At 73.4% G+C, this 21,249-nt stretch carries 19 protein-coding genes; 13 read left to right on the top strand and 6 right to left on the bottom strand.

All coding sequences use genetic code 11. The features are described 5' to 3' along the window. Positions 1–82 precede the first annotated feature (82 nt). Both H288_RS0122080 and H288_RS0122085 read left to right on the top strand, forming a co-directional pair. Complete coding sequence (locus H288_RS0122080) at positions 83–502, top strand: RNA polymerase sigma factor region1.1 domain-containing protein (protein ID WP_020094757.1); 420 nt, start codon at positions 83–85, stop codon at positions 500–502. A gap of 79 nt (positions 503–581) precedes the next feature. Beyond that, a complete protein-coding gene (locus H288_RS0122085; RefSeq protein ID WP_012318288.1) occupies positions 582–971 on the top strand; it encodes a phage holin family protein in 390 nt (129 codons plus the stop codon). Between the two features lie 179 nt (positions 972–1,150). On the opposite strand, the gene H288_RS0122090 is transcribed toward H288_RS0122085, so the two are convergent. Both H288_RS0122090 and H288_RS0122095 read right to left on the bottom strand, forming a co-directional pair. Beyond that, a complete protein-coding gene (locus H288_RS0122090; RefSeq protein WP_020094758.1) occupies positions 1,151–2,911 on the bottom strand; it encodes an HWE histidine kinase domain-containing protein in 1,761 nt (586 codons plus the stop codon). Positions 2,912–3,286: 375 nt separating this feature from the next. Next, entirely contained in the window at positions 3,287–3,505 is a 219-nt protein-coding gene (locus H288_RS0122095) for a hypothetical protein (RefSeq protein ID WP_020094759.1), read from the bottom strand. Positions 3,506–3,740: 235 nt separating this feature from the next. Between H288_RS0122095 and H288_RS0122100 the strand changes: the two genes are divergently transcribed. From H288_RS0122100 to H288_RS0122110, 3 genes are read left to right on the top strand one after another with little or no spacing between them, the layout of a single operon-like run. Next, complete coding sequence (locus tag H288_RS0122100) at positions 3,741–5,012, top strand: MFS transporter (protein ID WP_020094760.1); 1,272 nt, start codon at positions 3,741–3,743, stop codon at positions 5,010–5,012. Then, entirely contained in the window at positions 5,009–5,815 is an 807-nt protein-coding gene (gene fhuF / locus H288_RS0122105; RefSeq protein WP_020094761.1) for a siderophore-iron reductase FhuF, read from the top strand. Before H288_RS0122100 ends, fhuF begins: the two co-directional genes overlap by 4 nt. 13 nt (positions 5,816–5,828) lie before the next feature. After that, positions 5,829–7,577 carry an ABC transporter ATP-binding protein gene (locus tag H288_RS0122110; RefSeq protein WP_020094762.1) on the top strand — a complete coding sequence of 583 codons (1,749 nt, stop codon included), beginning with the start codon at positions 5,829–5,831 and terminating at the stop codon, positions 7,575–7,577. A gap of 12 nt (positions 7,578–7,589) precedes the next feature. Here H288_RS0122110 and H288_RS0122115 read toward each other — a convergent pair whose 3' ends face one another. Next, positions 7,590–8,645: a LacI family DNA-binding transcriptional regulator gene (locus H288_RS0122115; protein ID WP_020094763.1), complete on the bottom strand. Its 1,056-nt coding sequence runs from the start codon at positions 8,643–8,645 to the stop codon at positions 7,590–7,592. A gap of 334 nt (positions 8,646–8,979) precedes the next feature. On the opposite strand from H288_RS0122115, the gene H288_RS0122120 reads away from it, so the two are divergent. Both H288_RS0122120 and H288_RS0122130 read left to right on the top strand, forming a co-directional pair. Continuing rightward, the gene (locus H288_RS0122120) at positions 8,980–9,660 is read left to right on the top strand and encodes a DUF4142 domain-containing protein (RefSeq protein WP_026605192.1); all 681 of its coding nucleotides are present in this window, start codon (positions 8,980–8,982) and stop codon (positions 9,658–9,660) included. A gap of 699 nt (positions 9,661–10,359) precedes the next feature. Further along, positions 10,360–10,581: a hypothetical protein gene (locus H288_RS0122130; protein ID WP_020094766.1), complete on the top strand. Its 222-nt coding sequence runs from the start codon at positions 10,360–10,362 to the stop codon at positions 10,579–10,581. A gap of 254 nt (positions 10,582–10,835) precedes the next feature. On the opposite strand, the gene H288_RS0122135 is transcribed toward H288_RS0122130, so the two are convergent. Together H288_RS0122135 and H288_RS0122140 are read right to left on the bottom strand one after the other, a co-directional pair. Next, complete coding sequence (locus H288_RS0122135; protein ID WP_020094767.1) at positions 10,836–11,699, bottom strand: SMP-30/gluconolactonase/LRE family protein; 864 nt, start codon at positions 11,697–11,699, stop codon at positions 10,836–10,838. Positions 11,700–11,725: 26 nt separating this feature from the next. Further along, positions 11,726–13,051 carry a sugar MFS transporter gene (locus tag H288_RS0122140; RefSeq protein ID WP_020094768.1) on the bottom strand — a complete coding sequence of 442 codons (1,326 nt, stop codon included), beginning with the start codon at positions 13,049–13,051 and terminating at the stop codon, positions 11,726–11,728. 161 nt (positions 13,052–13,212) lie between these two features. On the opposite strand from H288_RS0122140, the gene H288_RS0122145 reads away from it, so the two are divergent. Together H288_RS0122145 and H288_RS0122150 are read left to right on the top strand one after the other, a co-directional pair. Then, positions 13,213–14,376, top strand: coding sequence for an aldose epimerase family protein (locus tag H288_RS0122145; protein ID WP_026605193.1), 1,164 nt, complete (start codon positions 13,213–13,215; stop codon positions 14,374–14,376). Further along, positions 14,373–16,172: an IlvD/Edd family dehydratase gene (locus H288_RS0122150; RefSeq protein ID WP_020094770.1), complete on the top strand. Its 1,800-nt coding sequence runs from the start codon at positions 14,373–14,375 to the stop codon at positions 16,170–16,172. The genes H288_RS0122145 and H288_RS0122150 overlap by 4 nt, the downstream gene beginning before the upstream one ends. Positions 16,173–16,283: 111 nt before the next feature. On the opposite strand, the gene H288_RS0122155 is transcribed toward H288_RS0122150, so the two are convergent. Then, positions 16,284–17,033 carry a FadR/GntR family transcriptional regulator gene (locus tag H288_RS0122155; protein ID WP_020094771.1) on the bottom strand — a complete coding sequence of 250 codons (750 nt, stop codon included), beginning with the start codon at positions 17,031–17,033 and terminating at the stop codon, positions 16,284–16,286. Between the two features lie 210 nt (positions 17,034–17,243). On the opposite strand from H288_RS0122155, the gene H288_RS35170 reads away from it, so the two are divergent. The 4 genes from H288_RS35170 to H288_RS0122175 all read left to right on the top strand — a co-directional run bounded on the left by H288_RS35170 (position 17,244) and on the right by H288_RS0122175 (position 21,008). After that, a complete protein-coding gene (locus tag H288_RS35170; protein ID WP_020094772.1) occupies positions 17,244–17,393 on the top strand; it encodes a hypothetical protein in 150 nt (49 codons plus the stop codon). A gap of 72 nt (positions 17,394–17,465) precedes the next feature. Next, positions 17,466–18,446: an AraD1 family protein gene (gene araD1 / locus H288_RS0122165; protein ID WP_020094773.1), complete on the top strand. Its 981-nt coding sequence runs from the start codon at positions 17,466–17,468 to the stop codon at positions 18,444–18,446. Position 18,447: 1 nt separating this feature from the next. Next, entirely contained in the window at positions 18,448–19,374 is a 927-nt protein-coding gene (locus H288_RS0122170) for a Gfo/Idh/MocA family oxidoreductase (RefSeq protein ID WP_020094774.1), read from the top strand. A gap of 134 nt (positions 19,375–19,508) precedes the next feature. Then, complete coding sequence (locus tag H288_RS0122175) at positions 19,509–21,008, top strand: carbohydrate porin (RefSeq protein WP_026605195.1); 1,500 nt, start codon at positions 19,509–19,511, stop codon at positions 21,006–21,008. Positions 21,009–21,249 lie beyond the last annotated feature (241 nt).

Here is a 21,249-nt window from a genome sequence, read left to right on the forward strand (position 1 = left end):
GGAACGCTTGCGGCCGCCGGTAACCGGCGCCACCCCGGCGCGTTCTCGATGGACAGTCGGGACGCGGCCGCGGAGGCGGGACATGACGCAGGCTCTGGATCGCGCGACGCTCGACCGGCTGGTCGCCCTCGGCCGCGCCCGGGGCCTCCTCACCGCCGACGATCTGCGCGCCGCGCTGCCCGTCGAGCGGATGGACGTCGACGCCCTGGTCCTCGTGATGCTGGAGCTGGAGGCGGCGGGCGTGAGCGTCGAGCCGGAGGCCTTCGGCCCCCCGACGGACCGGGCGATCCCGGTCTCGGTCGCCCTCCCGGCGCCGCAGCCCGGCACGCCGCCGGTCCGGGCCGCGGAGGCGGGGCAGGGCGCGGCCTTCGCGGCGCCCGCATCCGCCGCGCCGGACGCCCCGGAGCCGATCCCGGACGACGGCGCCGATGCCGGCCGGGCCGTCCTCCTGGCAGGCCTGGCGACCGTACTGATCCTCGGCGCCCTGCTCCTGATGCTGTGAGCCACCGGCGCGGAACGCTTCGGGCTGCGGCCCCGTTGGCGAGAGCCGGCCGGTGACGGCCCCGAGGATTCTCGTATCCATGCGTCAGACCCCGGACGGAACCCTCGCCCTGCTGATCGCGGCCCTGCGCGAGGGCACGGCGCATGTCGAGGCGCTGCTCACGCTGGCGCGGACGGAGGTCGACGGCAATTTCCGGGCGATCGTGTCGCTGATCGCCATCGTCGGCACGATCCCGGTGCTGCTGATCGTCACCTTCTTCCTCGGCCTCGACGCCGTGGTGAAGCTGCTGGCCGTGCCGTTCGGTGCCGAGGCGCCGGCCGCGCTGATCGTCGCCGCGCCGTTCCTCGTCATCGCGCTCGGCCTCGGCTGGATGGGCGCTCGCCGGATGGCGCTCTCGAACCTCGAGCCCTGGCGGACGTGGCGGCAGGTAAAGCGCGACGTCCGCGAGGTGACGCGCGCCGGCGCGTGATACCGGGACCGGAAAAATCAAAGCTATCAATGTGATTCAGAGGAATGCTCGCGTGCGATCTGAGCGCGGCTCGACCGCGCGCGACGTGCGGCGTGCGGACGGGCGCGTTCGACCGATCTGCCAGGATCCTTGCTCAAAGCTTTGCTCTAAAGACTGAATCTACCCGAGCCGGGCCGCACCTAGCCCGTCGGCGCCAGCATGGTGCCGAGACCCGGATCGAGCGGGACGTCGAGGCGGCAGCGCAGGCCCTCGGCCTCGAAGGCGAGGTCGACGGTGCCGGCGAGTTCCCGCCGCACGCCGCCGGCGATCAGCCGCGTCCCGAAGCCCACCCGGGTCGGCGCCCGCACCGGCGGGCCGCCGCGCCCCTCCCAGCTGAGCCGCAGGCGCCGCTCCCCGGCCGCGCCGGCGGCGAGCGACCACGCCACCCGGACGCGGCCCTCGCGGACCGAGAGGGCGCCGTACTTGGCCGCGTTGGTGGTCAGCTCGTGGACCGTCATGCCGAGGGCCAGCACCTCGCGGGGGCTCAGCGACACGTCCGGCCCGTCCAGGCGGATCTGGTCGTCGCCGGTCCGGTAGGGTCCGAGCTCGCTCTCCAGCACCTCGCGCAGGGGGGCCCCGCTCCAGTCCTCGCGGGTCAGCAGGTCGTGGGTCTTCGACAAGGCCAGGATCCGCGCCTCCAGGACCTCCGCGGAGCCGCGGGACTGCCGGGCGAGGGCTTGGACGGTGGCCAGGGTGTTCTTCACCCGGTGGTTCAGCTCGTGCAGCATCGTGCCCTGCTGCGCCTGCAGGGCGCGCCCGCGCTGGATCTCCGCGCGCAGCTCGGCGGTGCTGCGCTGGAGGGTGCCGGCCATGGCGTCGAGCTTGCTGCCGAGCCGGTCGAACTCCGCGGCCCCGCGCAGGCCAGTGCGGGCGGCGAGGTCGCCGGCCTGCCACGCCGCCGCGGCGCGCAGGAGCCGGTCGACCGGGCGGCGGATGAACACCCGCCCGGCCACGAGGGCGGCGGCGAGCGCCAGCGCCGCCCCCAGGGCGATCAGGACCAGCCCGCGGCGGGTGGCGGCGTCGATATCCGCGAAGGCAGTGGCGTAGTCGCGCCCGACGACGACGCGCACCCCGGCCAGCGGGCCGTCCGGCATCGCAGTGGCGATGATCCGCGTCCGGCCGTCGAGGCCGGCGGCGACGCGGACGTCGCTGCCCTGGGCTTCCAGCATGGCGGCCCGGTCGGGCGGGATCGGCCTGCCGATCCAGGCCGCCTCGTCCGGGCGGCGGGCGATGATCAGGCCGTCCCGGTCCGTCACGGTGATCGCCGTCTCCGGCTGATGGAGCGCCTGCTCCAAGTGATCGGAGAGCCAGTCGAGGTCGACGGCGGCGAGCAGGACGCCCGCCGGGGCCCCCGCCGACTCGCCGACATGGACGGCCCGGGCGAAGTGGATCGACGGCCGCCTCGTCTGGAAGCCGACCGCGTAGCCGCCCACCGCGTAGCCGCCCCGCTCCAGGGCGCGGCGGTGATAGGCCCGGCCGCGGCTCGAGTAGGAGCCCGCGGGCGCGCCGGCGCTGTCGCAGATCACGGCCCCGTCGGGATCGGTGAGGGCGATCAGCAGCACGTGCGGCAGCCGCGCGGCCGCCCGCCGCAGGTAGGCGGTGCAGGCCGCCGGCTCCCGCACCTGCACGGTGGCGTCCTCGGAGATCAAGTCGAGGGCCTGCTGCATCCGCTCGGAGATCTGGGCGAAATCCTCCGCGACGTCCCGCGCGGTGGCGCGGGCATCGGCCCGCACGGCCGCGTCGCGACTCGCCCGCAGGGCGACCTCGTTGTAGCCCTGGATCGCCAGCGCCGGGGCGAGGGCGAGCAGGACGAGCAGCAGGATGCGGGTCGTCAGCGACAGTGGCAGAGCGCGCGGGAGCGAGCGCGGGAGCGAGATGGGGAAACGGGAGCGCGGCGGCATCGGCGGTCAGTCGCGACCGGCGATCGGCGCGGGCGCCCGCGCGGCCAGGGTCTCCACGGAGCACGGCTCGGTGATCATCCGCATCCCCGAATCGAGGCCGCCGGCGGCGAAGGTCGCGTTCTCGGCGGAGCCGGTGATGACCTGGACCCTCGGATCCGGCCGTCGCGGCCGCCGGGCAGGCCGCCATGGCCGACCAGCCGCCCGGCCGCCGCGTCCACGCCCATGGGGCGGCGCCGGATCGGGCGGATGCGATCGGCGCGCGCGGGGGCGGATTCGAGGGCCGGACGCCGTCTCATGTCGGCGTTGTTGCAGAACCGGTCGGCCCTTGCCAGTGCGCCGCGCGGTCGGGGCGGCGGGACCGTGGGCCGGCTCGTCTCAGCGCCCGCGGGGCCGACCGGCCTCCGGCCGAAGGTGCAGGAAGCTGCGCTCGCCGGTCGCGGCCTCGGCCACGTGCTGGATCGTGTCGAGGAGATCGGACACGGCTCGCGGCCCGGCCGGCCGGAAGCCCGCCCTCGGCTCGACCCAGCGTCCCTGCGTGCGGTCCGCGGCGATCTGCGCCTCGCTCAGCGCGTCGAAGTCCCGGCGTCGGGTCATGGCTCAGCCCTCCGCCGGGGACTCTGTCGGGGGCATGGTTGACGAAAGGTTAACGCCGAATCCGGCGGGGCGGCGCGCGACGGTGCGCCGCGAAAACCCGCCGGCTTGATCCCCGGCACAGGCCTCTCTAAACAGCGAAAACCGAGGTAAATCAATAGATTAGTGTGATTATAAACTGCGGTCTCCGGACCGGCCCGGATCGCGGCACCGGTCGAGGTACGGCGTGCGGGGGGCGATGACCGGTTCCGCCGGACCCGCCATCGGCACCCGGGTCGTCGACACCTTGGCGGCCCTGCGGCCGCTGGCGCCGTTCTTCTGCCTGTACGTGACCTTCGGGGCGACGCTCGGCTTCCTGTCCGGCGGGGCGCCGCTGATCCTGCGGGCGCGGGGCGTGGAGCTGGCCGAGGTCGGGCTGCTGCAGCTCATCAACCTGCCGGTCGGGCTCACCTTCCTGTGGGCGCCCCTGCTCGACCGGCTCCGCCTGCCGATCCTCGGCCACCGGATCGGCTGGATCGCGGCCGCGCAGGCCGCCTCGGTGCTCCTGCTGGTCGTCCTGAGCCTCGGCGAGGCTTGGCCGCTCCCGACGCTGCTCGCCCTGGCGATCGCCGCCTGCGCCTGCGTGGCGACCATGGACATCGCCCTCGAGGCCCTGGTGGTCGAGACCGTGCCGGCGGAGCGGCGCGCCTTCGTGGCCTCGGCCAAGCTGTGCGGCGCCTCCCTCGGCGGGATCCTGGGGGTCGGCGTGCTGGTCGGCTCCTACGACAGCCTGGGCTGGCGCGGGGCGGTCCTGGCCTGCGCTGCCCTCGACGCCCTCTGCCTGCTGCCGATCCTGGGCTACCGGGAGTCGCGCCTGCGCGAGACCCGGAGCGCCGGTCCGGGCACCGCGGCCGGTGCGGGCCCGGAACGCTGGTCGGGTTCCCTGGCGCGGCTGCGCCGCCTGGGCGGTCGCGTGCTGGTGCTCGGTGCCTACTTCGCCGCCTCCTACCTCGTGGGCGGGCCCAACACCCTGGTGCTCCTCGATCTCGGCGTCCCGCTCGGGCAGGTCGGCACGCTCACCGGTGCCGTGCTCCCGGCCGTGAACCTCGTCATGGCGCTGGCGGCCGGATGGCTGGCCGCGCGGTTCGGCACGGTCCGGCTGATCGCCGTGGGGGCCCTCGGCGTCCTGGCCTCCGGGGGCCTGATGGTCGTCGCCTGCGCAGGCCGGGTGCCGGATCTCGGCATCGCCGCCGCTGTGCTGGGCTTCGTCGCGGGCGGGTTCCTGGGCGTGCCGGTCTTCAACATGATCTACCGCTGGGCCCAGGGGCCGAAGCCCGCCACCGACTACGCGCTCCTGTTCGGCGCCGCCTTCTTCGCCGCGATGCCGCTGCGGGTGGCGGCCCCGGCGCTCGCCGGCTGGATCGGCTGGCCGGGCTACTTCGCCGCCACCCTGCCGCTCTACGCCGCCGCGGTGGCGTGGCTCGCCGTCACGGTGGACCGGACCCTGCGCGACGACGGGGCGGCGCGATGATCGCCGAGGTCGCCGCCCAGGTTCCCGACACGCTCGCGGCCTACCGGGACGGGGTCGCCGAGGGCCCCGGCGGCCCGGGGGCGCTTCCCCTCGGCGCCCTGCGCGACGAGGCCGTGTTCGACGCGACGCTGGCCGCCTTCGGGGCCGGGTTCGGCGCGGAGTTCCGGACCGCCGACCCGCGGGTCCGGGTCTCCTACTGGAGCCAGTTCTACCTCGCGGCCCTGGCGACGCCGGCGCTGACCGCCCTGGTGTGCCTCGGCCGGCCGCTGCCGCTCGCCTTCGACGCGGTCAGCCTCGAGCTCGACGCGGCCGGCCGGCCGCGCCGCTTCCGCCTGCCCGCGGACGGGTCGGCCTGCGCGGCCTACCCGGCGCCCGGCCTGACCGGGCTGGTGGAGGCGCATCTGCGCCCGTTCGTCGAACTCTGCCACGCCCGGTGCGGGATCGCCCCCAGGGTCCTCTGGGGCAACGCCGCGGTGATCCTCGACTACGTCGCCCGGGAACTCGGGGACCCGCTCGCCGGGCTGGCTGGGGACGGGGAGGGGGCCGACACCGCCTGCGCGAGCGCCTGTACCACCACCTGCCCTACCGCCCGCGCCGCCGCCTGTGACGACGTCGCGGCCTGCCTCGGATGGCGCGCCGGCCCCGGCTGCGCTAGGAGCCCGCTCGAGAGTCCTCTTGCGCAGGCGCTCTGCCCGGGACCTTCGGGCTGCCGGCGGCGGCGCGTCTGCTGCCTGCGCCACCGCCTGCCGGGGGTGCCGTCCTGCGGCGCGCTCTGCCCCGTCGAGTGCGCCGCCCAACGTTGATCCGAGCCGCGCGATGCTGAAGGCCTTCCTCGCCTATTACCGGCCGTACCGGACGCTGTTCCTGGTCGATTTCGGCTGCGCGGTGCTGTCGGGCCTGCTGGAGCTCGGCTTTCCCATCGCCGTGAAGGGCTTCATCGACAGCCTGCTGCCCCGGCAGGACTGGGGCCTGATCCTGCTCGCCGCGGCCGCGCTGGCGCTGGTCTACGTCGCCAATGCCGGCCTGATGGTGGTCGTCACCTACTGGGGCCACGTGCTCGGCATCAACATCGAGACCACGATGCGGGCGCGGGCCTTCGACCACCTGCAGAAACTCTCCTTCCGCTTCTACGACGGCCAGAAGACCGGCCACCTCGTGGCCCGGGTGACCAAGGACCTGGAGGAGATCGGCGAGGTCGCCCATCACGGGCCCGAGGACCTGTTCATCGCCGTGATGACGCTGTTCGGCGCCTTCGCGCTGATGCTCTACGTCCACGCGCCGCTGGCGCTGATCACCGCGGCGATCCTGCCGCTAATCGCCTTCGTGTCGATCCGCTACGGCGGCCGCATGACCCGCAACTGGCAGGCCCAGTACGGCCGGGTCGGCGCCTTCAACGCACGGATCGAGGAGAATGTCGGCGGGATGCGGGTGGTGCAGGCCTTCGCCAACGAGCCCCACGAGCGCGCCCTGTTCGCCCTCGACAACGCCCGCTACCGGGACACCAAGCTCGAGGCCTACCGGCTGATGGCGGCCGGCCTGTCGATCAACTACCTGGGCCTGCGCCTCGTCCAGATCGCGGTGCTGCTCGGCGGCGCCGCCTTCGTGGTTCGGGGCGACCTGACGCCCGGGGGCTTCGTGGGCTTCCTGCTGCTGGTGGGCGTGTTCTACCGGCCGCTGGAGAAGATCGGCGCCGTGGTCGAGACGTATCCGAAGGGGGTCGCGGGCTTCCGCCGCTACCAGGAGCTGCTGGCCACCGAGCCCGACATCACCGACCGGCCCGGCGCGCGCGCGGTCGGCGCCCTGCGCGGCGACATCCGTTTCGAAGGGGTGGGCTTCGGCTACGGGCCCGGCCGCCCGGTCTTCGCCGGCCTCGACCTCGCGGTGGCGGCCGGCGAGACGGTGGCGTTCGTGGGTCCTTCGGGGGTCGGCAAGACCACTCTCTGCGCCCTGCTGCCGCGCTTCTACGAGGTCGAGGCGGGCCGCATCACCGTCGACGGGATCGACATCCGCGACATTACCCTGGCGAGTCTGCGCCGCCAGATCGGCATCGTTCAGCAGGACGTGTTCCTGTTCGCCGGCACGATCCGGGAGAACATCGCCTACGGCCGCCTCGACGCCGCCGAGGCCGAGATCGACGCCGCCGCGCGGCGCGCCCGTCTCGGCGGGCTGATCGACAGCCTGCCGGAGGGCCTCGACACCGTGGTGGGCGAGCGCGGCGTGCGCCTGTCGGGCGGCCAGAAGCAGCGCATCGCCATCGCACGGGTCTTCCTCAAGAACCCGCCGATCCTAATCCTCGACGAGGCGACCTCGGCGCTCGACACCGAGACCGAGCGGGAGATCCAGCGGGCGCTCGCCGAGCTCGCCCGCGGGCGCACGACCCTGGTGATCGCCCACCGCCTCGCCACCATCCGGGACGCCGACCGCATCGTGGTCCTGGGGGAGGGCGGGGTCGTCGAGGAGGGCCGGCACGCGGCTCTGCTCGCCGCCGGGGGCCCCTACAGCCGCCTGCACGCGGCGCAGTTCGGACGCGGCGAATCCGGCGCGGGCGTCCTCGCGGCGGAGTGAGAGCTGGCCTCGCTAGGGTGCCGCCGGCGCGCTCGACTCGCGCACGACGAGGCGCGCGGGGAACAGCGTCTGGGCGAGGTCGTCCGGCGCCCGCGTCCCCTCGATCAGTTCGACCAGCGTCGCGAAGGCGGACCGGACCATGTCGAGCACCGGGACATCGACTGAGGTCAGGCTCGGGACCGCGTAGGCCCCCTGGCTGAGATTGTCGAAGCCGACGACGCGGATCTCCGCGGGGACCCGCACGCCGCCCTCGTGCAGCGCCCGCAGCGCGCCGAACGCCACCCGGTCGCTGGCGGCCACGACGGCGTCCGGCCGGGCGCCGGGTCCGGCCTCCAGGAGAGCCCGCGCGGCCCGGTAGCCGCCCGCGGCGGTCCCGTCGCAGGTGACCACGAGGGCGTCGCGCAGGGGCAGCCCCGCCTCCGCGAGGGCGTCCCGGTAGCCGCGGAACCGCTCGGTGGCGGCGGCGGGCCGGCGCGCGTCGCCCGCGAGCAGGCAGATCGACCGGCTCCCCGCCGCGATCAGGTGGCGGACGGCCCCGTGGACCGCGTCGCGCTCCGCCAGCGCGACGTAGTGCGTGCCGGGCACCTCCAGACCGAACACCACGAACGGGCATCGCTTGGCCTGGAGCAGGCCGATCAGTGGGTCGTCCCGATCCTCGGCGAAGACCACGAGGCCGTCGACCCGGGCCTCGCTGACGAGGCCGGCGATCCGGCCCGGGCCGTCCGGGTCGTCGGCGCGGCGGCAGCGGTGGACCAGGGTGTAGCCCTGCCGGTCGGTGACGGTGCCGAAGGTCCGGAGGACGTGGCCGTGATCGGCCGTCTCCCCCGGGCGGCCCCCGTCGGCGGCGGGCTCCGGCGCCGGAGCGAACACGCAGGCGATGCTGCGACTGGGCTTCTTGCGCAGGGACCGGGCGGCGAGGCTGGGCACGAAGTCCAGGTCGCGCATGGCCGTCTCGATGGTCTCGCGCGTGGTCCGGGCGACCTTCTGCGGGTGGTTCAGGACCAGCGAGACCGTCTGGAAGCTCACGCCGGCCCGTCGGGCGACATCCTTGATCGTCGTCTGGCCCATCGTCACCTCGAGAGCCGGTCCGGATGGCCGCGCCCCCCGCGCGGCGCCGCCTCGTTCGGTGCGCCAATCTAGATCTGTATCGATCGGAGATAAAGCCGCGGGCCGGGCGGCGAAGACGGCGTATTCCCGCGCAAAGGCTGCGCAGGACCGGTCATTCGCGCGCGAAATCCGATCCATCCTGCGGTTTCTCGGTGCCCCGATCCCGCCGTTCGGACGGCCCGCCGGGCAGGAACCTTGTCCCCCCTGTGCGGTTCGCCGGGCAGCACCTCAAGCGATGATCGGGGCGTCGGGTGCCTCACCCAATCCGGATGCCACTCCCATGATGCACCGTCGCATGCACAGACGCGCTCTCCTCACCACGATGCTGGGCGCCACCGCGGCCCTGGCGGTCACCCGCACAGCCCTCGCGCAGGTCACGCCGGCCGGCGCGATTCCGACCGGCGCCTATCTCCAGATGGCCACCGGCGGCGGCCTGTTCCTGGAGAACACGGCCCGCGACGCCCACGCGAAGACCACCAATCCCGCCGTCAAGAAGTTCGCCCGCGCGGAGGTGGTCGAACAGGTGAACCTCGCCCGCAAGATCAGCGCCTACACGGGCGGCGCCCCGATCCCGGGCCCGGTTGCGGCGGGCCCGGGTGGCCTGATCGGCGGCCTCGTCGCGGCGCCGGTGGCGGTGGCCGGCACGGCCGTGAATGCGGCGGGCAGCGTCGCCGGCGGTGTCGTCGGCGGCGTGCTCGGCGGACCGGCTCCGGCCCAGGGCATGACCACCGACGCGCAGAAGGCGCAGATCATGGCGCAGCTCAGCGCCATGCCGCCGGGGCCGCAATACGACGCCACCTTCGTGAACGCCTCGCTCGAGGGCCATCAGGAGGCGCTGGGCATCCACGGCGCCTACGCCCAGTCGGGCGAGGATCCCGGCCTGCGCGCGATCGCCCGCGGCGCCCTGCCGCTGATCAACCTGCACATCGCCCGGCTCGATCGGATGCAGGCGATGATGGGCGCTCAGCCGGGGTGAGCGGCCGGACGGCGGGGTCGGTGCGCCGCGCGGCGCACCGGCCTCCTCGCGGTTGTCTCGCAGTTGTCTCGCAATTGTCCCACCGGCCTCGAACAGGACCCCGTCAGCCGGCCCGATCGCGCAGGCGCCGCACCAATCTGAGCAGCACGCCGCGGATATGGGATCGAAGCTGGGTGTTCTCTGCCATGGGACGCCGTTCGAAGCGCCGGATCGCGGCGCCTCGAGAAACACATCCCTTGGACGGACCGTTGCTACGTAAAAAGCGGGATCGTTGCCGCGGCCGAGCCGCAGAACCACCCTCCAAGGACGTAGCCCGTGGCCCGGATCGATGGCGCCCCGCGGCCCGTATGATGGGACCGGATCGTCGACAGCACGCTCCTGATGTGCGCGCGCAGCTTGTCCTTGCGGAGCGCGGCCGTCTCGGCGCACGGGTCGGGCGGGTTGGCGGAGGTCGACATGTCACGGGGCCCCGGCTCAGGCGCGCCGCCGCTCCGGGCCGTCGGACGACGGCGGGGGGACGCTGGGGTTTCTTGTACTTGATAACGTGAGCGGAATCTCGGGCGGACGGCGCAGATCCGAGCAAACTCCATGTTTTAGATGCATTAAGGTTTATCCGACCGAAGACCTTTCCCAGTCGTGTATCGCACTACGTAGAGATATCCGGACGATCGCCGCGGGGCTGCAGCAGGGGGGAGGTCGGTGTCCGAGCGCTTCTACTTCGACCTCGAGAGCGGCGAGGAGACGATCCGGGACGACGACGGCGTGGAGGTCAGCAGCCTGGCCGAGGCCATGGCCGAGGCGCGCAGCGTCATCGCCGAGATGGCCGACGAGGTCTGCGCCGCCGATCCCGACCGGTCCTGGAGCTTGGTCGTGCGCGACGCCGCCGGGCACGCCCGCCACCGGCTGCCGATCCGGCGGTAGCGCCCGACAAGAAGCCCGCCGCGGCTTGGCCGGGCGGGCTTGAAGGCGATCTCGTCTCGGAGAAGGCCCGACCGTAGACCCGCCACAGGGCGACCGCATCCCCCATCCGGAGGACGCCGACGCACGATCCCGCGACCGCCTGCCCGCGACTGCCGACCCGCGACCGCCCGCCGCGGCAGCTCGGACGCCGGAGGACCCGCCGCGCTGGAGGAAAGATCTGCGCAGGGGACTCAACGTCCTCGGCGCCAGGTCGGTCAGCCCGCGAAGGCGCGGGGCGGCAGGCCGGCGACGCCGACGTCGAGCTCGAACAGCGCGCCGGCCTCCGGCACGTGCTCCGCCCCCCGCGCCGCCGAGGTGACGAACAGCCGGTCGAGGCCGGGACCCGCGAAGGCGCAGCTCGTGATGTTGGGGGCGGGCAGGGGGATCGCGCGCAGCAGGCGCCCCGCGGGATCAAAGCGGCTGAGCCGGCCGCCGCCCCAGTGGGCGATCCACAGGCAGCCCTCTTCGTCCGTGGTCATGCCGTCGGGCCAGCCCCAATCGTCGGGGAAGCGGAGGAAGGGCCGCTTGCCCGTCAGCGCCCCGTCGGCGGCGAGGTCGAAGGCGTAGACCGTCCGGGCGGCGCTGTCGCTGTGATAGAGGATCCGGCCATCGCGGCTGAAGGTCGGCCCGTTGGCGACGCCGTAGCTGGTATCCATCCGCCGCCACGTCAGGTCCGGGTCGAGCCGGTGCAGGGCGCCCGACACCGCGGTCTCGGCCTGGTGCATGCTCCCGGCCCAGATCCGGCCGGCGAGATCGACCTTGGCGTCGTTCAGGCGGTTGTCGGGATCGTCGGGCTCGGGGTCGCCGATCGGCGCGAGGCGGTCGGCCTCCAGGTCGTAGGTCGCGAAGCCGCTCTTCAGCCCGACGACGAAGTCGCGCCGGCCCGCGCGGGGGATGATCCAGCCGAGCGGTTCCGGGAACGGGCGCGTGCCCACGGCGCCGTCGGCGAGGTCGAGCCAGTTCAGGGCCGGCGCCTCGATGTCGACCCAGAACAGCACGCCCCGCTCCGGAACCCAGACCGGGCCCTCGCCGATCCGGTCGCGCCGGGGCCGGTCGAGGATGCGGATCCGCGGGTCCATGGCGGGCTCCCCGATCTGGCCGACGCTCAGGCGCCGGCCGGCCGCGCTGCGGCGCCGGTCCTGCAGCCCCAGAGCGCGTAGAACAGGACGTAGAGCTCGCAGGCGGCGGTGATCAGGAAGGAATGCTGCAGCCCGTACCGGTCCGCCGCCCAGCCCTGCACCACCACCAGCGACCCGCCCGCAATCGCCATGATCAGCAGCCCGGCGCCCTCCTCGGTGAGCGGACCGAGGCCGCGGATGCCCAGGGTGAAGATCGTCGGGAACATGATCGCGTGGAACAGGCCGACCGAGATCAGCGCCCACAGGGCGAGGTGGCTGGTCGCGAAGGTCGCCACCAGCATCACCGCGCAGGCGCCGATCGCCGCGCCAGCCAGCACGGTCTCGGCCGGGCGCCGCTGCATCAGGTAGCTGCCGACGAAGCGGCCGACCATCATGCCGCCCCAGAGCAGGAACAGGTAGCGCGAGGCCTGGGCGTGGGTCAGGTCGCCGATCTCGGGCTGCGAAACGAAGTTGATGAACAGGTTCGACACCCCGATCTCGGCGATCAGGTAGATGAAGATCGCCGGCACGCCGAGCACGAGGTTGCGGTGGCGCCAGAGCGACAGGCCGGCGCGCTCGGCCCTGGCGGCCCGGGCGGTGGCGCCGCCGGAACCGCTGATGGCGGGCAGCGGGAAGCGGGCGATGATCACGGCGAGGACGACGAGCACCACCGCCACGATCAGGTAGGGCAGCTGCACCGACTGCGCGTCGGCCAGGCGCTCGGCCGGGGTCAGGGTGGCCCCGGCGGCGGCGTTGCCCGAGGCCGAGCGGCCGAGGATCAGGTAGCCCCCGAACAGCGGCGCCAGGGTCGTCCCGAGGGAGTTGAACGCCTGCACGAGGTTGAGCCGCGTCGGGGCGCTCTCGGCCGGGCCGACCACTGCCACGTAGGGGTTCGCGGCGACCTGCAGGAGGGTGATGCCGCTGGCGATCACGAACAGGGCCGTGAGCGTGATCGCGTAGGAGACCCGGTGGGCGGCCAGGATCATCCCGAGCGTGCCCAGCGCCATGATGCCGAGCCCCGTCACCAGGGCGCGCTGATAGCCGACGCGCTCGATCAGCTTGGCCGCTGGGATCGAGGCGACGAAGTAGGCGATGAACCAAACGGACTCGATCAGCGTGGTCTGCGTGTAGTCGAGGTCGAACACGCTGCGCAGGTGCGGCAGCAGCGTGTTGTTGATGACCGTGATGAAGCCCCACATGAAGAACAGGCTCGCCAGCAGCGACAGGGCCGGGCGGTAGCCGCCCCGGTCGCGCGCGGCCTCCGCCCCCGTCCGGGCCGCCGCGGTCCCCGCGGTCGCGATCGGTCCTGCCATCCGGCGTTGTCCTCTGCCTCTCGGACCGCCTTGTCGGGGTCCCGTGTTGTTCCTTTTATTTGTCTGAGTATATACCGGGTTCGCGGACGTCAACGGCGAGTCCCGTCGCGGTCCGGCGCACGACCGACGCGGCGGGCGGAATCACGAAGGGGGAGAGCGCTATGCGTGGAGTGGGATCCCTGGCGCTGTGCGCCTGTGCGGCCCTGCCGGGCCTGACGCCGGCACCGGCCCGGGCGGCCGAGCCGACCCGGGCGGTGTTCGGCACGCTGCCGGACGGCCGGACGGTGGAGGAGGTGACGCTGACGAACGGCAAGGGCGTCACGGCGCGGATCCTGTCGTGGGGGGCGCTCCTGCGGAGCCTCGACGTGCCGGACCGCTCCGGCAAGGCCGCGGACGTCGTGCTCGGCTACAACGACCTCGCCTCCTATCTGGCCAAGGGCAACTATTTCGGCGCGAGCGTCGGGCGCTACGCCAACCGCATCCGCGCCGGGCGCTTCACCCTCGACGGCCGGACCTACACGCTGGCCACCAACGACGGCCCGAACACCCTGCACGGCGGCGCGGCCGGCTTCGACAAGCGGCTCTGGACGATCATCGCGGTCAAGGGCGGCGCGGCCCCCTCGGTCACCCTGCGCTACGTCAGCCCGGACGGCGAGGAGGGCTATCCCGGCACGCTGACGGCGACCGCCACCTACGCGCTGGACGACACGAACACCCTCACGGTCACCTACGAGGCGACGACCGACAAGCCGACGATCGTCAATCTGACCAACCACAGCTTCTTCAACCTCGCGGGCGAGGGCTCGGGCCGCTCGATCCTCGACCAGATTCTGACCATCCCGGCGGAGCGCTTCACGCCGGTCGACCCCACCCTGATCCCGACCGGGGAACACCTGCCGGTGGCCGGGACGCCCTTCGACTTCCGCGAGCCCGCGGTGATCGGCGCGCGGATCCGCGACGGGCGGGACGCGCAGATCGTGCGCGGGCGCGGCTACGACCACAACTGGGTCGGGACCGACGCGCCCACGGCCGAGCCGCACCCCGTGGCGCGGGTCGAGGATCCGGACTCGGGCCGCGTCCTCGACGTGGCGAGCAACCAGCCCGGCCTCCAGTTCTACGCCGGCAACTTCCTCAACGCGACCGCGGTCGGTAAATCCGGCCTCGCCTACCGCCAGTCGGACGCCCTGGCGCTGGAGCCGGAGCTCTTCCCCGACACGCCGAACCAGCCGGCCTTCGGCTCGGCCCGGCTCGATCCCGGCAAGACCTACCGGAACGTGATCACCTACCGCTTCTCGACCAGCCCCGCCCACCGGACCCAGAAATGACCGACCGACCGATTGCACGGCCCCTGCGCTCGCGCGCGTGGTTCGACAACCCCGACAATATCGACATGACCGCGCTCTACCTGGAACGCTACCTGAACTTCGGCCTCAGCCTGGAGGAGCTGCGCTCGGGCAAGCCGATCATCGGCATCGCCCAGACCGGCTCGGACCTATCCCCGTGCAATCGCCACCACCTCGTCCTCGCGGAGCGGATCCGCGAGGGCATCCGCGAGGCGGGCGGGATCGTCCTGGAGTTTCCCGTCCACCCGATCCAGGAGACCGGCAAGCGGCCGACCGCCGGCCTCGACCGCAACCTCGCCTATCTCGGGCTCGTGGAACTGCTCTACGGCTACCCCCTCGACGGGGTCGTGCTGACCACGGGCTGCGACAAGACCACCCCAGCCTGCCTGATGGCGGCCGCCACCGTGAACATCCCGGCCATTGCCCTGTCGGTGGGTCCGATGCTCAACGGCTGGTTCAAGGGCCAGCGCACCGGATCCGGCACGATCGTCTGGAAGGCCCGCGAGATGCTGGCGGCCGGCGAGATCGACCACGACGGCTTCATCAAGCTGGTGACCTCGTCGGCGCCCTCGACGGGCTTCTGCAACACGATGGGCACCGCCACGACGATGAACACGCTGGCCGAGGCGCTCGGCATGATGCTGCCCGGCTCGGCCGCGATCCCGGCGCCCTACCGCGACCGGCAGGAGGCCGCCTACCTGACCGGGAAGCGCGTCGTCGCCATGGTGGCCGAGGACCTGAAGCCCTCCGACATCCTGACCCGCGACGCCTTCCTCAACGCCATCGCGGTCAATTCCGCGATCGGCGGCTCGACCAACGCGCCGATCCACCTCGCGGCGATCGCCCGCCACATGGGGGTCGCGCTCGACATCGCGGACTGGCAGACCCACGGCCTCGACGTGCCGCTCCTCGTCAACCTGCAGCCGGCGGGCGCCTATCTCGGCGAGGATTACTACCGCGCCGGCAGCTTGCCCGCGGTGGTGGCGCAGCTCATGCGCCGCGGCCTGATCCGCGAGGGCGCCCTCACCGTGAACGGGCGCACCCTCGGCGACAATTGCCGCGGCGCCGCGATCGAGGACGAGGACGTGATCCGGCCGATCGACCGGCCGCTCAAGGAGGCGGCGGGCTTCCTGGTCCTGCGCGGCAACCTGTTCGACGCCGCGGTGATGAAGACCAGCGTCATCGGCGCGGAGTTCCGCAGCCGCTACCTGTCGAACCCGGAGGATCCGGACGCCTTTGAGGGCCCCGTCGTGGTGTTCGACGGGCCGGAGGATTACCACGCCCGGATCGACGACCCGAGCCTCGGCATCACCGAGGAGACCCTGCTGGTCATGCGTGGGGCCGGGCCCGTGGGCTACCCGGGGGCGGCCGAGGTGGTGAACATGCGCCCGCCCGCGCAGCTGATCCGGGCCGGCGTGCACGCGCTGCCCTGCCTCGGCGACGGGCGCCAGTCCGGCACCTCCGGCTCGCCGTCGATCCTCAACGCATCGCCCGAGGCAGCGGCCGGCGGCGGCCTCGCCCTCCTGCGCACCGGTGACCGGGTGCGGATCGACCTGCGCCGCGGCACCGCCGACATGCTGGTCGACGCCGACGAGATCGCGCGGCGGCGCGCGGCCCTGGAGGCGGCGGGCGGCTACGCCTATCCGGCCTCGCAGACCCCCTGGCAGGCGATGCAGCGCGCCGCGGTGGGGCAGATGCACACCGGGGCCATCCTCGAGGGCGCCGAGGCGTTCCAGCGCATCGCGCAGACGCGGGGCGTGCCGCGCGACAACCACTGAGGCCACTCGGGCCACTCGGGCCACTCGGGCCACTCGGGCCACTCGGGCCACTCGGGCCACTCGGGCCACTCGGGCGATGCCCGCGCCGGCGGCGCCCCGCCGCCGGCACCGTCAGGGCCGCATCGCCAGCTCGGTGTCGGCGAGGGCGAGGCGGACTAGCTCGGTCATCGTCGCGCGGGCGGCGTCCGGGTCGCCCGCCACGATCGCGTCGTAGAGGGCGCGGTGATCCGGCATCGGGTCCCGGGGCAGGCCCTGGCAGCGGTGCTTGAAGATCGTCGTCCACGTGACCGCGGCGGCGATGGAGCTCGACAGGGCGATCAGCGCGCCGTTGCGGGCCGCTTCCAGGATCGTGTTGTGGAAGGCCTGGTCGGCCGCCCGCCCGGCCTCGGTGGCGAGGCCGTGGCGGCCCATCTCCTCCAGGGCGTGGCCCATCCGGGCGATGTCGAGGCCGGAGCGCCGCTCGGCCGCGAGCGCGGCCGCGGCCGGCTCCACGATCATCCGCAGCTCGAACAGGTCGCGGATGAAGGACTCGCTCGGCTCCGACTCGAAGGCCCAGGCCAGGATGTCGGGATCGAGCAGGTTCCAGCGGCTGCGCTGGCTGACGCGGGTGCCGGTGCGCGGGCGGCTCTCCACGAGCCCCTTCGCGCTCAGGATGCGGATCGCCTCGCGATAAGCGGTGCGCGAGACGTTCAATTTCTCAGAGAATTCGATCTCGCCGGGCAGCACGTCCCCGGGCGCGTAGCGGCCGCCGAGGATCGCCGCGCCCAGATCGCGGGCGACCGAGCCGTGGATGCGGCGCGACCCCGAGGCGAGGGGCAGCGTCACGTTCTCCGAGCCCCGCTCCTGCCTCACCGCGTCCACCTCCGGTCCGGGCCACCGGGTCGGGGCAGGAACGGCGTGATCGTATCCTGAAGTTGTAGGAGCGCAAAGAGGAACGCCCGCCGCACCGAAGTCGCGGCCGCGCTTGCGGCCGAAGGCGAACTGCTCTAGCCTAATTGTATGAGTAGTTAATCGACAGGATCCGTCACGGTCCGCGGCAGCGTCCGGGTCGGCGCGGGGATCGCCCCAGCGATGGTGCAGGGTGGCCCGTTCCCGGCGACCTCGGGCGGCCGCAACGGCGCGGTCGGGCCGCTGACGACCGAGCGGTTCCTGCGCCCGGCCCGCCACCGGGAACTGGCGCGCCGGATCGACGGCGCTCGCGCCCCGCAACCGGGCCGCTGACGGGCCACCGCGCGACCCTCGACGGCCGCGCGTTCAGGACGCCCCGAAGCGGGCGTCCCCGGGAGGACACAGATGGGACGATCACTCCTACAATTTTGCGCCGCCGACGGGCGCCGGGGCGTCGCGCTGCTCGCCGACGGCCGGGCGCGGCGGGTGCTCGGCGCCGACAGCGTGCTCGCCCTAGCGCGGAGGGCCCTCACCGCGGGGGACGATCTGGCGGCGACGGCGGAGCGCGCGGGGCTCGGCGCGCCCGTCGATCTTAACGCGGTCCGGCTACTGCCACCCGTCGACCACGCCGATCCCGCCCACCTCCTGCTGAGCGGCACCGGCCTGTCGCATCTCGGCTCCGCCGAGGGCCGCGACGCGATGCACCGCGCGGCCGCGACCGACCCGGCGCCGACCGATTCGATGCGCAGGTTCCGGATGGGCGTCGAGGGCGGGAAGCCGGCGCCGGGCGAGACCGGCGCGCAGCCCGAGTGGTTCTACAAGGGCGACGGTTCCGGCCTCGTCGCCTGCGGCGAGCCGCTGATCTCGCCGGCCTTCGCCCGCGACGGCGGCGAGGAGCCGGAGATCGCCGGGATCTACCTGATCGACGCCGACGGAACGCCGGTGCGCCTCGGCTTCGCCCTGGCGAACGAGTTCTCCGACCACGTGACCGAGCGCGGCAACTACCTGTGGCTCGCCCATTCCAAGCTCCGCCCGGCCGCCATCGGCCCGGAGCTGTGGCTCGGGGCCCTGCCGCCGGACGTGCGCGGCACGAGCCGCATCCTGCGCGACGGAGCCGTGCTCTGGGAGAAGCCGTTCCTGTCCGGGGAGGCCAACATGTCCCACAGCATCGCCAACCTGGAGCTGCACCACTTCAAGTACGCGCCGTTTCGGCGCCCCGGCGACGTGCACGTCCACTTCTTCGGGACCGCGACCCTGTCGTTCAGCGACGGCGTCGCGACCCGGCCGGGCGACGTGTTCGAGATCGCGGCGGCGCCGTTCACGCTGCCCCTGCGCAACCCGCTGGCGATCGCGCCGGCGGACGCGCCGTCCGTGCGGGTGCTCTGACATGGCGGCCCCGATCCGCATCGGCCTCGTGGGCGTCGGCAAGATCGCCCGCGACCAGCACCTGCCGGCCATCGCCGCCTCGCCGGACTACGCGCTCGTGGCGGTGGCGAGCCGGCACGGCGGCCTCGACGGGGTGCCGAGCTACGGCAGCCTGGAGGCGATGCTGGCGGCGCACGGCGACCTCGAAGCCGTCGCCCTGTGCCAGCCGCCGCAGGCGCGGTGCGCGGCGGCCCTGGCGGCGATCGCGGCCGGCCGCCACGTCTTCCTTGAGAAGCCCCCGGGCACGACGCTGGCCGAGGTCGGACTCCTGGTCGCGGCCGCGCGGGACCGGGGCGTGAGCCTGTTCGCGAGCTGGCACTCCCGCTACGCGCCGGGGGTGGAGCCCGCCCGCCGGTGGCTGTCGGGCCGCAGGATCCGGTCGGTGGCGATCGACTGGCTGGAGGATGTCCGGCACTGGCACCCGGGCCAGGACTGGATCTGGGACGCGGGCGGGATGGGCGTGTTCGATCCGGGGATCAACGCCCTGTCGATCGCCACCCACATCCTGCCGCCGTTCTACCTCACCGGCGCGACCCTGTCGGTGCCGGAGAACCGGCAGGCGCCGATCGACGCCGACCTGCACTTCGCGGACGCCGCCGGCACCCCGATCCGCGCCCGGTTCGACTGGCGCCAGACCGGGCCGCAGACCTGGGACATCCGGGTCGAGACCGACGACGGCCCCCTGGTGCTGTCGCGGGGCGGGGCGGCCCTGTCGATCGCCGGCCGCGACCGGCCGCTCCCGCCCGAGGCGGAGTACCGCGGCCTCTACGACCGCTTCGCCGCCCTGGTCCGCTCCGGCACCAGCGACGTCGACCTGAATCCGCTGATCCACGCCGCCGACGCCTTCATGCGCGGCGAGCGCCGCGCGGTGGAGGCCTTCACGGACTGACCGGGAGGCCCCCAGCGGGACACGAACGCGACAGAGCCAGGCAAGGCCGCGCGGTTAAGGGGGAGTCACACATGGGAAAGCATCGGGGCAAGCATCGGGGCAAGCATCGGGCAAAGCATTGACGATGGGCCGCGCTGGCGTTCTGCGCCGCGTCGATCACGGCGGGCGCGGGCCCGGCGGTCGCGCAGGTCGAGGCGACGGCCCCGGACGGGGGACCGGCCCCGGTGAATCCGGGACCGAAGGCGAGCCCGGCGCAGAAGGCCCGGTACCGGGCGAACCGCGCCCGGCGGCGGGTCATCCGGGAGGCGCGGAGCTTCTCGGGCGCCAGCAGCGCCGCCGCCAGCCTCGACGTGCAGGGCAGCAGCGCGACGCCGCCCAGCCTGCCGCCGGGCACCCTCGATCTCGGCAACGGGATCAGCATGGTCCTGAACTACACGGGCGAGTTCGCCGCCAACCCGTCCGGCGGCATCCGGCAGGGATCGGCCTATGCGGGCCAGATCGCGTTCGGCCTCGACGCCGATCTCGGCCGCCTCGCCGGCATCGACGGCGGCTCGGTCCACACCGTCGTCACCCAGCGCCACGGCCGGAGCCTGGCGCAGGATGACATCGGCTTCAACGGCAGCGTGCAGGAGATCTACGGCGGCGGCCAGACCGCCCACCTGACGCTGCTGTCCTACCAGCAGAAGCTGCTCGACAACCGCCTCGACATCGAGGTCGGCCGCCTGCTTGCCAACCCCAACTTCCTGGCCTCGCCGCTCTACTGCAACTTCCAGAACAACGCGACCTGCGGCGCGCCCAAGTCCATCTTCAAGCTGACGAACTTCACCTACTGGCCGATCGCGACCTGGGGCGGCCATGCCAAGGCCTGGGTCACCGACACGGTATTCCTGCACGCCGGCATCTACGAGGTGAACCCGCGCGACCAGCTGCCGACCCGGAACGGCGTCGACTGGTCGACCAACGGCGCCACCGGAGTCCTGGTGCCGGTGGAGGTCGGCTACTCGACCAATTTCGGCAACGACCCGCTGCCGCGCAACTACAGCATCGGCGCCGTGTTCGACCGGTCGGACTACACGGATCCCGTGCTCGACCGGCGGGGCGCCGCGCAGGTCTTCAGCGGCCTCGATCCGCTGACCCGGTTCGGGCGATCGGCGGTCTACGCCCGCTTCGACCAGATGGTCTGGCGGCCGGATCCGAACGGCGTCCAGGGCCTGTCGGTGTTCGGCGTCGCGATCGGCGGGATCGGCGGACGGCAGACCCAGGATTACTTCCTGGAGGGCGGCGCCGTGCTGACCGGCACCTTCCCGGGCCGGCCCTACGACACCCTCGGCCTCGTCTTCGCCATGGAGAAGCTCTCGCGGCTGGGCACGGCCAACATCCGGGCGGCGCGCGCGTCGCTGGGGCTCGGCACCCGGACCGTCGAGTCCCTGCAGACCATCCTCGAGCTGAGTTACGGGATCCAGCTCACCCCGGCGGTGCGGCTGATGCCGAACCTGCAATACGTGATCGACCCGGACCAGACCCGCTTCCCGTTCCGCCCGAAGCCGATCCCGGACGCCTTCGTGATCGGCGCGAAGCTGTCGGTGGACCTGTTCACCCTGGCCGGCCTCGCGAAGGGCCCGGGCAGCCAGTGACGCCCTGACCGCCCCGGCGCCCGCTCCCTGCGGGCGCCGGGCCTTCCGAGCCGGCCGGGGGAGGGACCGTCCCGCGGCCGCAGAGCCCGCGCACGCCGGGTCCCGGATCGTCTCGCCGAGGCCGACGTCCGCGCCGCGCGCCCGTCGGGCAGGCGCGCCGTGCCGGCCGCGCGGCGGCGTTTCGCGCCGCGCGCGGCTTCGTGTACGAGACCGGGCTCCGCGTTCCGTCGCGCGGTCGACG

It is taken from the genome of Methylobacterium sp. 285MFTsu5.1, from assembly GCF_000383455.1.
Taxonomy (GTDB): domain Bacteria; phylum Pseudomonadota; class Alphaproteobacteria; order Rhizobiales; family Beijerinckiaceae; genus Methylobacterium.